The sequence below is a fragment of the Desulfurobacterium thermolithotrophum DSM 11699 genome (genome assembly GCF_000191045.1).
Lineage (GTDB): Bacteria > Aquificota > Aquificia > Desulfurobacteriales > Desulfurobacteriaceae > Desulfurobacterium > Desulfurobacterium thermolithotrophum.
Genome location: NC_015185.1, coordinates 658,249 through 671,181, shown reverse-complemented (window position 1 = coordinate 671,181; position 12,933 = coordinate 658,249). Strand labels below are relative to the sequence as shown.

Sequence of the window (12,933 nt, the reverse complement as noted above, 5' to 3'; positions counted from 1 at the left end):
CTATCCCTCTATAACTATCTTATTTTTTCCTGTTCTTTTTGCTATATAAAGTCTTCTATCAGCTATTTTAATCAATTCATCTAAGGATTGAAGTTCTTTAACATCTTCAGGAAAATTAGCTACACCTGCACTAAAAGTTACACTTTTTCCTATCCCAAAATCGAATTTGTAGAATTCTTTTTTTATTCTATCAACAACATGAGAAGCTGTTCTTTTATCAGTATTGGGAAAGATTAATAGAATCTCTTCTCCTCCAAATCTTACAGCAAGATCAGACTTTCTTATAGATTTAAGAACAATAGTTCCTAAAGTTTTCAAAACTTCATCTCCTTTTTGATGACCAAAGTTGTCATTTATGAACTTAAAATCGTCAATATCTATCATAGCCACAGATAAAGGGAATTTGTGTCTTTGAATCAATCCTAAAACTTTTTCTGCAAATTGATTAAAATAGTTTCTATTATAGAGTCCAGTAAGAGAATCTCTAATTGCTTGAAGGCGCAAATTTTCTGTTAAAGTAATTACCCTATCTATAAGCTCTACTATTAGGACCCCCACTTGTTTAAATTCCTGAAAGTAAACTTGCTTAAGATAGTTTCTTAGTTTTTCTTTATAATTAGAAAGAACTTCCACTTCCTTTAATAGATTTTCCACAAAAACTATTGTTTTATTAAGAATGGTAAAGTTTTTATGAATACGAATACTCATTTCAAAGAAAAGGAAACCACTAAACACTAAAAAGATTAGAAACAGTGCAATATTTTGAAGAATCCACTGGAAAAGAATATCATTAAGAACATTTTCATCAAATAGAAGAGCAAATATACCTACTCTTTTTCTTTCTGTTATAAGTTGAGAAGCAAATTTTTCATATATGGGATAACAGACAAGGATTCCATCAGTTGTATAAAAGATTTTTTCTGAAGTTATATTTTTACAAAGATTAAATGACTGTTTATAATTTTCTTCTTCAGAAGAAAAATAATTTTTAGCATTTATTCTAAAATAAACTGCCTTAGAGGAGCTTATCTCTGATTTAATATTTTTTAGCTCTTGTTTAATGAGTAAATCGTTAAAGTAAATTTGAGTTGTATCGTAAAGATTTTTTCCAGCAAGAGCAGTTATATATCTTAAATGTTTTTCATACAGACAACTGAAATTATTAATCAAAACAGTAGAAAGAAAAAATATAGTTGCTCCTGATAAAATAAAAGCAAATATAGCACGCTTTATCAAAAAGCGTTTTATGGACTCCATCTTTTAACCTTCGCTGGACATGGTAGTATTCTTTCAGAAGAATTGCTTTCTAGCAAATCTAAAATTTTTTTTGACAACTCCTTAAGATCTACAGCATAAATAAAGTTTATTCCATAATTTCCTAAATCTGGAAGATTTGTGATGAGTACTTTTTTATTTTCTTTTGCAAAGTTCAGTAGTTTTAAAAGTGTTAAAACTTTCAAAATATAAGGATCAGGAAAAATAAAAATATATCTATACTTTAAGAGTTTATACTCCAAACTAAAATAATCCTTTTTTAGTCTTACGAGTTTAAGTATTGAATCCCTTTTAATATAATTTTTGGCAATTTCATAAGTTTTATCACTAACAAGAAGAGCTACCTTCTCCTTTTTTAGCTTTGTGTAGTTAAAAAAAAACTCTACTGTTTTTTGAGGTAAAGGTATAATTCTAATACCAAAAAAGTTTTGTTTCTTTTCAAGATTTAAAGCTTCAGGAAATAAAACAAAACTATAAACTATCCTTTTTTTTATATTTTCTTTCAAAGCTTTTGCTACTGCTGGAGTTCCAAGAAGAATTAAAGAACTACATTCCTTTAGTTTTCTCTTTTTAAATTCCGAAAAGGGAATTTCCACAAAGTTTTCTAACTTTTTTTCTATAAAAGAAACAACTTGTCTTGTTTCTTTTATCTGATAACTATCTACAATACAAACTGTTTGACTCATTCCTTGCTGAGAAAATACAATAAAAAAAAGAACTAGAAGGAAACTTCTAATCCTACCCATAGGTTTCGTCCTTCTCCTATCATTCCTTCTAAATTGCTTGGAGCTAAAGTTTTGTAAAAAGGATATATAACTTTTTTATCAAGTAGATTATTAACTTTAAAAGCCAATTTCAAAGAACTTTTTGGTTTTAAGAGGAAACTAAAGTTGACAAGTCCGTAACCTGGAACTTCTTTTATATTTCCTTTCTTTATTCTTGAGTATCCTTCAAAATTTATATCCCAAGAAAACTTCTCTTCTTCATAACTAATTCCACCGTTTAATTTCCAATCAGGATACGAAAGAAAAATTGTATCTTCTATATCAGTAATAGAAAATACTTTGTTAAATCCTCCGTAAATTTCAAAATTACTCAGCCTTTTACGTAAAGAAAAAATAATACCTTTTACAAGTACAGGATGTTCATAATTTTTCCATTGTTGAGTTCCAGCTACTAATGTTTGCTTGTAGATCATATCTTTAAATCGATTTAAGTAGATTAATAAACTTCCAGATAAAGTTTCTCCACGATATTCAACAGAAGGCATAAAAGAATCAACTTTTTCAAAATCTAAATTACGATTTCCCTGAAGAATTGGATTATTTTTTATGTACATTTCTTCAAATGAGGGAGCTCTAACAGCACGACCAGTATTTAGTTTAAATGTCCAAATATCAGATAGTTTGTAACGAAAAGAAAAAGAAGCCGTTTTTGCATTTCCTACATCGTTGAGTTTATCTAACCTAAAATTTAAAAGAAAACTATAAGTTTTCTTAATAAACTGGTACTGTAAATAAGGAGATATTATTGTTCTACTCACTCTATCCATTAAGATATCTGAAGAAGGAAGTTTTTGAAAAGGAATAACCTTTATCTTGCTAATATCAAAACTTAAAGAAGAAGGAATAAAGTTTGCAGAAAGATTTGTTTTGTAAAGTTGAACAACATTTAAGTCTGTTCCTCCTGAAATCTTTCCAAAGCTAGTATTATAAGTGATAAAAGTACCGATTCCTGGATTCCTTATAGCTCTTTCTTCTACGGCATAAAGACTATCAAGGAAAAACTGAGAACATATATCTACAAGACAAATATTGTATCCTCTTTTTATGTAAAACCAATTAAAATACGTATAAACATCAAAATGTAATTTACCAATATCTCTTTTGTATCCAAAACGATTTATAAAAGCCTTTCTCCTTGTATAAGACTTATCATTAACTATAATACCTACAATATTCAAAGGAAAATTATTGTCTCTATCAACTCCATAGAAATTAAGATAAAAACCGCTATCATGTTTTAATCGTAGATAGTAGGTAAGATGTTTAAAGTAAGCTGACAAATTAGAGCTTCTTCCTGTCCAGTCCACGTAGAATTCATGGGGACCTCTATCTTCTCTATAGTTAAGAGAAAAAATTCCCGATAGTTTTCCCTTTTTAAAAGACTTTATGAAATAGCTATCATTAGAAAAGTCTGTATTTACTACCGTTCCTACTTTTAAGTTTTTAACATCTTCAGCATTATAAGTAATTAAATTTATTACTGCTAAACAAGAATTTACTCCATAAAGAGAAGTCATAGGTCCATAAACTATTTCAACTCGTTTAACGTTATTGAGAGATATATTTTGATTTGTGCTAAAAGAGGAACCGTTAGAAGGATCTGTAAGAGGTACTCCGTCTATAAAAACTTGTACTTTTTCAGAAAAATAGCTTTGTTTAACACCAAAAGCTCCTATGGCTTTTAGGAAAATTTGACTTCTATAAACATAAAATTCGGGAAGATGCTTTAATAGTTCAAAGAGATTTTGAGCTTGCCATTTATCTATTTCTTCTCTCGTTATTATTTTTACAAAGCGCGGTATAGAATCATACGATACAGGCTCTTTTGTTGCAGAAATAACTTGTAGTTCTTTCATTACAAGATAGTAAGAGGTTGTCTGCGAATGAGCTAAAAGTATCGGATATATTAATAACAGAAATATAATTACAAATTTCTTCATTGTATTCCCAGTTTAAACTTATTACTTAAAATTATAGTTTATATTAGCACTTTTTTCAAATTAAAGGCTAACTGTTTTATTTCATTATCAAATACCGTCCTCATATCAAGCAAATATACATTTTCCTTTATTCTTCCTACAACTGGAACTTCCATTTCTCTCATCAAACTTTCAAGTCGTTTTACTGAAATTTTTGAAGGCTTTATTGCTACTGCATAGGTCGGAAGTTTTTGAATAGGCAAAGCTCCACCGCCAACTTCCGATTCATCTTTAACTATTTTTATTTCTGCCTTAATTTTTTCTCTGTCTAAAAGTGAATAAAGCTTTTCAGCTTTTCTTTTTATATTTTCTAACGGTTGAGAAAGAAGATTCCACGTTGGTATTTCTTTCAAAGCTTTCTCTTCATCAAGATAATAAACAAGAGTTGCCTCAAGAACAGAAAGAGTCATTTTGTCTATTCTTAGAGCTCTATTAAGAGGATGCTTTTTTATCTTCTCTATAAATTCTTTCTTTCCAACTATTATTCCTGCTTGGGCTCCTCCAAGGAGTTTATCTCCACTAAAAGAGACAACATCAGCTCCAGCTTTTAAGACGTCCTGAACAGTCGGTTCGTACGAAAGTCCCAACTTCCTAACATCAATAAAACTTCCGCTACCTAAGTCTTCATAAACTGGAATGTTGTACTTTTTTCCAAGTTCTACAAGCTCCTTCGTTGAAACAGATTCTGTAAATCCCAAAACTCTATAATTGCTTGTATGAACTTTTAAGATTAATCCAGTATTTTCGTTTATTGCATTTTCATAGTCCCAAAGATGAGTTTTGTTTGTTGTTCCTACTTCTTTTAAAATTGCTCCGCTTTGAACCATAACATCAGGAATTCTAAAAGAACCGCCTATTTCAATGAGTTCTCCTCTTGATACTACCACCTCTTTTCCTTTAGCAAGAGCCGAAAGAACTAAAAGAACTGCACCAGCGTTATTATTAACTACACAGACATCTTCAGCACCTGTTAGCTTTTTCAGTATCCATTCTAAGTTCTTATATCGCAGTCCTCTTTTGCCTTTTTCAAGATCATATTCAAGATTTGAATAACCTGTTATTATCCACTTTAAGTGCTCTGCTATCTTTTCTGAGATAGGAGCTCTACCTAAGTTCGTATGAAGAACAACTCCTGTAGCATTAATAACTCTTTTAAGCTTAGGAGAAACTAATTTCCTTAATTCATTTTTAATTTGCCCTTTTATCTTTTCTTTATCTAATTCTAAAACCTTTCCGTTAACTATATCTTTCCTTAATCTATCAAGAACGTTTCTTATAGATTCAACAAGCAAAGTCCTTGGATTATTTCCCAAAAGTTCTAAGAGTTCCTTATCCTCAACAAAAACGTCAACTTTAGGAATTCTTTTAAGAAGTTCCTTTCTCAAACTATCCCTCTCAAAAGAACAATAATTCTTAACACTTAAAAAGAGAAGGATCTTCTATCTCCATATACTTACATCTACCCATTTCATAGAGATCATTTCCATAAATATCGTTTACCACAAAAGCTGGAAAATCTTCAACAATAAGCTTTCTTATGGCTTCAGGACCAAGATCTTCATAAGCTATTATTTCTGCAGATTTTACACATCTTGCTAAATATGCCGCTGCACCTCCAACAGCTCCAAAATAAACACCCTTATACTTCTTAATAGCTTCCTTTACCTCTTTGTTTCTTGAACCTTTACCTATCATACCCTTTAGTCCTACTTCAAGAAGCTTTGGTGCGTATGGATCCATCCTATAGCTGGTTGTAGGACCTACAGAACCTATCGGTCTTCCAGGCTTTGCTGGAGCTGGTCCAGCATAGTAGATAATCTGTCCCTTTAAGTCAAAAGGTAATTCTTCACCTTTTTCAAGAGCTTCAACTATCCTCTTATGAGCTGCATCCCTTGCTGTGTATATAACTCCGGAAATTAGGACAAAATCTCCTGCTTTAAGGTTCTCTATTACAGCATCGTCTAATATAGGAGTAGTAATTTTAATTGCAGACATGCCAAAACCTCCTTCCTTTGTAGATACCATAGTATAACAAAAGGTATTAGATTTTACCGAAATTTTTTTAAAGGAGAACAATGAGAAAGTTTTTTCTCGTTGCTATAAGTATTGTTGTTGCTTTCATTATTCCTTTGTTTTTTATGGAAGAACAACAATTACCAAAGGAAGAATTTCCTCTAAGAAAAAAAACAGGAGAAAAAAGAAAAGAGACTATTCCATCCATCTTTTATATTGAAAATCCAACAGTTGAAGAAATCGTACCGATAAATTGCAGTAAAGTAGTTCCTATTGTTTACTCTCATGTTACATGTCTAAGAAATCTATCAATCGAGCAAAGAAAAAAGAAGTTCATAGATGTACTTCTTCCTGAAGTTCTGATAGCAAATGAAAAAGTTTTAAAGGAAAGAAGTTTTCTGCTAAGAACTTTAAGAAAGAAAAAACTATCAAAAAAAGAAAGACTGGAACTTAAAAAATTAAAAAAGAAATATAGAACAGATAATATTGATGAACTTCTTAGAAGAGTTAACAGTGTTCCAGTCAGTCTAGTTCTTGCACAAGGTGCAATTGAAAGTGGCTGGGGAACTTCAAGATTTTTCATAGAAGGAAACAATGTATTTGGAATGTACGCATTTTACACAACAAATAAAAAACTAAAAGCAAGGAATGGAAATGTTTATTTAAAAGTTTACGATGATATTCTTCAATCTGTAGAAGATTACATATACAATCTCAACGTCGGATGGGCCTACAAAGAATTTAGAAGAGCAAGAGAGAAAGGAGCAAGTCTAAGTTTACTTGTTAAAACTTTGGTATACTATTCCACAAAAAGAAACAACTATGTAGACTTAATAAGAAATATTATTAAGAAAAACTATCTTACTTATTATGATAAGTGTTTTTTTAATACTTCTAATAAAAAGTAACTACAAATTTGCTTCTAGCTCCAATTTAATTCTAAAATTCAAATCATTTCCATTTTGTAAAATTTTCCTAAATTAATAATAAGAGAAATTTTGTACTTTGGAGGAAAGTATGCAAATCTACATCTTTGAATGTCACAACTGTGGCACTGAATTTGAAGAGGTTATTTACACTCCTCTTCAACTCATGGAAGTAAAGTGTCCTTCTTGTGGTTCCGAAGATGTTGAAGTAGTTGAAATTGTTAATACCTGTTCACCTTTTGGCTGAGGCTAAAAATAGGGGGCAGTTTGCCCCTTTATTTTTTTACAATCTAAAGTAACATTTTCTTTTTTTTTGCCATAAATTCAAAAGAAAGTTTAAGGGAGGGATTTATGGGAACAAAAGGAAGAGAACTTGTAGGAGAACATGCTGATAAAATCATTGAACTTCTTAACAAAGCTCTATGCGACGAATGGCTTGCATACTACCAATACTGGATAGGTTCAAAAGTCGTTAAAGGGCCTATGAAAGATGCAGTAATTGCTGAACTTATCCAGCATGCAAATGACGAGCTAAGACACGCAGATATGCTTGTTACAAGGATTTTAGAACTTGGAGGAACTCCCGTTCTATCACCAAAACAGTGGTTTGAACTGACAAACTGTGGCTACGATGCTCCTGTGGATCCATTTGTAAAAATTGTTTTAGAACAAAACATAAAAGGAGAGCAGTGCGCAATAGATACTTATAGTGAAATATTGAAAATCACAAAAGATATTGATCCCATAACTTACAACATTGCTCTTCAAATTCTCACAGATGAAGTTGAACACGAAGAAGATTTACAATCTTTTCTTGAAGATTTAGAAAATCTGAAATTTTTAAAGTAATTAGAGGCAGGGAATTCCCCTGCCCCCTGCCTAATTACTCTTCTTCTTCCTTAGTAATTTCAATATGGAGCTCTTCAAGCTGCTCAGGTCTTACTGTATCTGGAGCTCCGGTAAGAAGGCACTGTCCTCTCTGAGTCTTTGGAAATGCTATAACATCTCTAATTGATTCCTCTCCTCTCATGATTGCACAAAGTCTGTCAAGTCCAAAGGCCATTCCACCGTGAGGAGGAGCGCCATACTTTAAGGCTTCAAGCAAAAATCCAAATCTTTCCTTAGCTTCTTCATCTGAAAGTCCTATAACTTTAAATACCTTTTCTTGAATGTCTTCTCTGTAAATACGAATGCTTCCTCCACCAACTTCAACACCGTTTAAGACCATATCGTAAGCTCTTGCTCTAACTTTACCAGGATCTTCAAGAAGCTTTTCGACATCTTCCTCCTTTGGACTTGTAAACGGATGGTGGAGAGCTTCCCACCTGTTTTCATCCTCGTTCCACTCAAACATTGGAAAGTCAACAATCCATAGAACATTTATCTTACTATCATCGATTAGATCAGCCATCTTTCCAAGTTTCAATCTGAGATTTGAAAGTGCAGCATTTACAACATCTGGCTTATCGGCAACAAAGAAGAGAATATCTCCAACTTCTGCTTCAAGCCTCTTTAAAATTTCATTTATTTCTCCCTCTGTAAAGAACTTAACAATTGGAGACTGAAGCCCTTTGTCTGTAACCTTTATCCATGCAAGACCTTTGGCACCGTAAATTCCAACAAACTTTGTAAGATCGTCTATCTCTTTCCTTGAAAGAGTTGCTCCACCTTTAAAGTTGATAGCTTTTACAATTCCACCATTTTCAGTAACCATTCTAAAAACTTTAAAGCTGCATTTTTCAGCAATATCTGTAATTTCCTTTAGCTCAAGTCCAAATCTTGTATCTGGTCTATCTGTTCCAAAACGGCTCATTGCCTCATCGTAAGACATAACTGGAATTTCACCAATTTCGATGCCAAGGAGCTCTTTGTAGAGCCTCCTTAAAACTTTTTCGGCAATATTCATAACATCCTTCTCACGAACAAAGGACATCTCAAAATCAACTTGTGTAAACTCAGGTTGTCTATCAGCCCTTAAATCCTCATCTCTAAAACACCTTGCAATCTGATAATACCTATCAAACCCAGCTACCATCAGAATTTGTTTAAAGAGCTGTGGAGACTGAGGAAGAGCATAAAATTTTCCTGGATAAATTCTACTCGGAACAAGAAAATCTCTTGCTCCTTCTGGAGTACTCTTTGTTAAGAAAGGTGTTTCTATTTCTATAAATCCTTCTTCATTAAAGACATTTCTTGTTATTTGATAAAGCTTGTGTCTAAAGATGATATTATCCATCATTTTCTTTCTTCTAAGGTCAAGAAAACGGTATTTGAGTCTAATGTCTTCTCCAACCTTTACATCATCATCAACTGGAAAAGGAAGAGGCAAGGATTTGTTTAGTATCTTTAGTTTTTCAGCGTAAACTTCTACTTCTCCTGTCTTTAGCTTTGGGTTTTCAGTTCCTGAAGGTCTTCTTCTGACTTCACCTTCAATAGCTACAACATACTCATCTTTTAGTTTTTTTGCCTTCTCAACCAATTCTTCACTAATCTCAGGGGAAAAAACTATCTGAATTTTTCCAGTTCTATCTCTTAAGTCTGTAAAAACAACTCCTCCGTGATCTCTTGTTGTATCAACCCATCCAGCAAGCTTTACTTTCTTTCCAATATCTGAAGCTGAAACCTCTCCACAGTAAGAAGTTCTTTCAAATTCTCCAAGATGTTCTAGCATTTTTATTACCTCTCCTTTCAAAGATTTTGCTTGTGAATTATATGTCATTATCGAAGCTCATACCTTATTGGAATTTCAACTTCAAAATCATCCTTTTTGTATTCGGGTGGAAGAGGAGGAAATTTACACTTTTTTATAAGTTTTAAAGCCGCTTTGTCAAGAACTTTGCTTCCACTTGTTTTAACTATACTAACACTTTCTAAGTTGCCCTTTCTGTCAATCACAATCTTCAGAATAACCTTTCCTTCTATACCAAATCTTTTTGCTAAACGAGGATAGAATTTCTTTTTTTCTATCTCCTCAATAATTAGTCCTATGTACTTACATTTATCAAACTCTTTCTTTCTACTTAAGGATAACGATTTATTTACAGAAGATAATGTGAAAGATTTTGTAAAAACATGCTCTTTGTAAAAGGTTTGTTTATTTTCTGTTTTTTTAGACACAAAAAAATCTTTTCTTGAAAAGCTATCTACCTGTTCTTTTTTCTGACTTTTTTCTGTTTTTTGGATGTGATTTTGTTTCATAGATTCCAAAGTCTTTGGAACTTGTGTTTTTTCTGTTTTCTTTACCTTTGCTATTTCATTTTTTTTCTCAATTATCTCCTTAGATATCTTCTTTTCTTTTCTTGTTGGTTGCTTTATCTTTTTAACTATCTTTTTCTCTACCTTTTTTCTTATTTTCTTTTTTACAGACTTTACTTTTTTAGGATAATTTTTTCTAGCTTGTTTTCTTTCTTTTTTCTGCTTGTTTTCACTTTTATTTTTCATAGATTCAGTAGAAGATATAGAAAAATCAAGAGTTACAATATTTTCTTTTTTAACTTTTTGTGATGGAACATGAAAATCAAAATAGAGAAAGGGGATATGAAGTAATAGAGAAACAAAAAAAGAAATCAAAAAAGTCTTATCTAATTTTGCCATTGTTCTCTTATGAAAAGTATCTTTTTATTTCACAGAACTCCTTTTTTCTTTTGAATTTTCAAAGAAAACCTTAAGCTCTTCTTTATTAGAGTTCCTTATCAAATTTTCTGCCTTCTCTATAGAGTCTTTAAAAGCCTTCAAAACCTTAAGAAGATTTTCTTTGTTTTCTATGCAGATATCTCTCCACATTACAGGATCACTCATTGCAATTCGAGTAAAATCTTTGAAACCTCCTCCTGTAAACTGAAATAGATTAGTTTTTAGGTCTTCTGAAAGTTTAGCTATTGCATCAACAATAGAATAAGCAACTAAATGAGGAAGATGGCTTACAGCAGCAAAAACTTGATCGTGATAAAAAGGATCCATTTCAACAACCTGCGAACCTAAGCTCTTCCAAAGAGAAACTATCTTTTCTAAAGCCTTTTTATCTGTATTTTCTGTAGGTGTAACAATAAACTTTGCACCATCAAAAAGATTTTTTACTGCATTCTCAACTCCTGATTTTTCAGTTCCGGCAATGGGATGTCCTCCTACAAAAGGTGCAAGACCTTTAAGGAATTCCTCGCACATATAAACAAGATGTCCCTTTACACTTCCGAGGTCACTAACTACGGTACCCTTAGATATGTAAGGTTTTAACTGATCTAAAACTTGCCTGTAAACCCCTACAGGAACAGCTAAAACAATTAGATCTGCACTCTTGGCTATGGAGTAATTAGTACTTCCTGAATCAATAACTCCTAACTTTAAACCTTCTTCTACTGCTTTTGGATTTATGTCTACTGCTGTTATTTTTCCTGAATATCCTTTGTGTTTAAGATTAAGGGCAAATGAACCTCCAATTAATCCAAGACCTACTATACATATTTCTTTAAAGTTCCAACTCAATTTACATCTCCATTGCTTTTAAGATTGAAATTATTTTACAAGAATTTTCAAGTGCAGAAAGGTACTTAAGTGCCTCTTCAAGAGTTTTTCCTACTGCAAATGGACCATGTGATTTTACAACAGCAACTGGTGAACTTTTTAAAAGTTTAGGTAGTTCTTGCGCAACTTCATCTGAAGAAACAACTTGTTTTGCTGAAAGAACTGGAATTTTTCCAAGCAAAAGTTTTCCTTCTGAATCAACAGGAACAATTTCATCGTAAACAAGAGAACATGCCACCGTGTAAGGAGAATGAGCATGAACTATACCTTTTACTTCTGGAAAAGCTTGATAAATTGCTCTGTGAACTTTTAGCTCTATTGAAGCATTCTTGTCAAGCATAGGATTTTCATCTACTGTTGTTACCACTATATCAATAGGCTCAAGGTAACCAAGCATTTTACCTGACTTCTTAATTAAGATATAGTCGTCTATCCGCATACTAATGTTACCACCATGAGTATCAGTTAATCCTGACTCAAAAATAATCTTGCCGACCTTTACAAGCTCCTTCTTTTCTTTTAAAAACTCATACATTTGAAATTCTCCTTCAAGTTTCAAGAATTTCTAAAAGTTTTTTCTTTAATCTCTCTTTAAAAATTTCTTCGTCTGTTATACACGATTCAGGAATTTTTTCAATAAGTGTTTCTACAAATTTTTCAGACATTTCAATTGGAATTTCGAATATTTTGAGTTCCTCTAATGCTTCATCAATTAAAAATTCACCCATAGGTCCCATAGTTTCAATTAAAATTTCCTTTAAACTCTCTAATTTATCCTGAGGTATAACAGAAGTAAAAGGTAATTTAGAAGTTGTTGTTTCTTTTTCTATTATATCTATGTCAATTTTAATGAGTCCTGCATTTATAAATTTGGAAATTTTACTTAAGCTCTCATTTAAAGGCATAAATGAAAATATCACCTCTTTTATAGGTTCTCCTTTGATAAGTCTTACTAAAATCTTCCAATCTTTCTTATCAAGAGTTACTTTATCAACAACAAGCTCTTCAGAAAAAGAAAAAGAGGAATTTTTTCTTAGCAAATCGGTTAAACTAGATGGCAACTCATCTATCTCTTTTGTAAATTCCATTATTAAATCTAAAACATTTTCATTTCCTACTTCTTCAACATTTATTTCTTCTTCAAACGAATGAAATTTTCCTCCTTCCCATAAAAAAATGTAATGCATTACAGACTTTATTGCTTCTTTAAATAGAATTTCCTTAATAAAGACTTTTTCTTTTAGTTTTTGAAGGATAGGAATATCTGTATCAAAATTAACAATCTTCCCTTCTTTAAAATAAAAGAAGACTTTTCCCTCTTTTCCTAATAGAAGAAATTTTTCGTTTTTCTCTCCTAAACTTATAATCTGAAATAAATCTATAATTTCCAAGATTGATTTAAACTCTCCTTTAAGTTCCATTCTATTCCCCTTG

The 12,933-nt window shown here is 31.7% G+C and carries 13 protein-coding genes; 3 read left to right on the top strand and 10 right to left on the bottom strand.

Annotation, left to right across the window (positions count from 1 at the left end; all coding sequences use genetic code 11):
- Genes DESTER_RS08040 through DESTER_RS03365 form a run of 5 tightly spaced genes read right to left on the bottom strand, consistent with a single transcriptional unit; the run spans window position 1 to window position 6,034 of the window.
- Complete coding sequence (locus tag DESTER_RS08040) at window positions 1–1,236, bottom strand: GGDEF domain-containing protein (protein ID WP_169308664.1); 1,236 nt, start codon at window positions 1,234–1,236, stop codon at window positions 1–3.
- A gap of 8 nt (window positions 1,237–1,244) precedes the next feature.
- Window positions 1,245–2,021 carry a hypothetical protein gene (locus tag DESTER_RS03380; protein ID WP_013638263.1) on the bottom strand — a complete coding sequence of 259 codons (777 nt, stop codon included), beginning with the start codon at window positions 2,019–2,021 and terminating at the stop codon, window positions 1,245–1,247.
- Entirely contained in the window at window positions 1,994–4,000 is a 2,007-nt protein-coding gene (locus DESTER_RS03375) for a TonB-dependent receptor plug domain-containing protein (RefSeq protein WP_013638262.1), read from the bottom strand. Before DESTER_RS03375 ends, DESTER_RS03380 begins: the two co-directional genes overlap by 28 nt.
- A gap of 38 nt (window positions 4,001–4,038) precedes the next feature.
- Window positions 4,039–5,424: an L-seryl-tRNA(Sec) selenium transferase gene (gene selA / locus DESTER_RS03370; RefSeq protein ID WP_013638261.1), complete on the bottom strand. Its 1,386-nt coding sequence runs from the start codon at window positions 5,422–5,424 to the stop codon at window positions 4,039–4,041.
- 28 nt (window positions 5,425–5,452) lie between these two features.
- Window positions 5,453–6,034, bottom strand: a complete 582-nt coding sequence (locus DESTER_RS03365; RefSeq protein WP_013638260.1) for a Fe-S-containing hydro-lyase — start codon at window positions 6,032–6,034, stop codon at window positions 5,453–5,455.
- An 80-nt stretch (window positions 6,035–6,114) separates the two neighbouring features.
- On the opposite strand from DESTER_RS03365, the gene DESTER_RS03360 reads away from it, so the two are divergent.
- The 3 genes from DESTER_RS03360 (at window position 6,115) to DESTER_RS03355 (ending at window position 7,827) form a co-directional block, all read left to right on the top strand.
- Window positions 6,115–6,960, top strand: a complete 846-nt coding sequence (locus DESTER_RS03360; protein ID WP_013638259.1) for a glucosaminidase domain-containing protein — start codon at window positions 6,115–6,117, stop codon at window positions 6,958–6,960.
- Window positions 6,961–7,069: 109 nt separating this feature from the next.
- Entirely contained in the window at window positions 7,070–7,225 is a 156-nt protein-coding gene (locus DESTER_RS08150; RefSeq protein WP_013638258.1) for an FmdB family zinc ribbon protein, read from the top strand.
- A gap of 104 nt (window positions 7,226–7,329) precedes the next feature.
- Window positions 7,330–7,827: a ferritin-like domain-containing protein gene (locus DESTER_RS03355; protein ID WP_013638257.1), complete on the top strand. Its 498-nt coding sequence runs from the start codon at window positions 7,330–7,332 to the stop codon at window positions 7,825–7,827.
- A gap of 34 nt (window positions 7,828–7,861) precedes the next feature.
- On the opposite strand, the gene aspS is transcribed toward DESTER_RS03355, so the two are convergent.
- The 5 genes from aspS to DESTER_RS03330 are packed head-to-tail and all read right to left on the bottom strand — an operon-like array spanning window position 7,862 to window position 12,920.
- Window positions 7,862–9,649 (bottom strand): aspartate--tRNA ligase, encoded by a 1,788-nt coding sequence (gene aspS, locus DESTER_RS03350; RefSeq protein WP_041737377.1) that lies wholly within the window; start codon window positions 9,647–9,649, stop codon window positions 7,862–7,864.
- 47 nt (window positions 9,650–9,696) lie between these two features.
- Entirely contained in the window at window positions 9,697–10,572 is an 876-nt protein-coding gene (locus tag DESTER_RS03345; RefSeq protein ID WP_013638255.1) for an energy transducer TonB, read from the bottom strand.
- 24 nt (window positions 10,573–10,596) lie between these two features.
- On the bottom strand, window positions 10,597–11,460 hold the full coding sequence (locus tag DESTER_RS03340) for a prephenate dehydrogenase (protein ID WP_013638254.1): 864 nt from the start codon (window positions 11,458–11,460) through the stop codon (window positions 10,597–10,599).
- Window position 11,461: 1 nt separating this feature from the next.
- Entirely contained in the window at window positions 11,462–12,034 is a 573-nt protein-coding gene (locus tag DESTER_RS03335; RefSeq protein ID WP_013638253.1) for a class II aldolase/adducin family protein, read from the bottom strand.
- Between the two features lie 13 nt (window positions 12,035–12,047).
- Window positions 12,048–12,920, bottom strand: coding sequence for a DUF4388 domain-containing protein (locus tag DESTER_RS03330; RefSeq protein WP_013638252.1), 873 nt, complete (start codon window positions 12,918–12,920; stop codon window positions 12,048–12,050).
- Window positions 12,921–12,933: the final 13 nt, after the last annotated feature.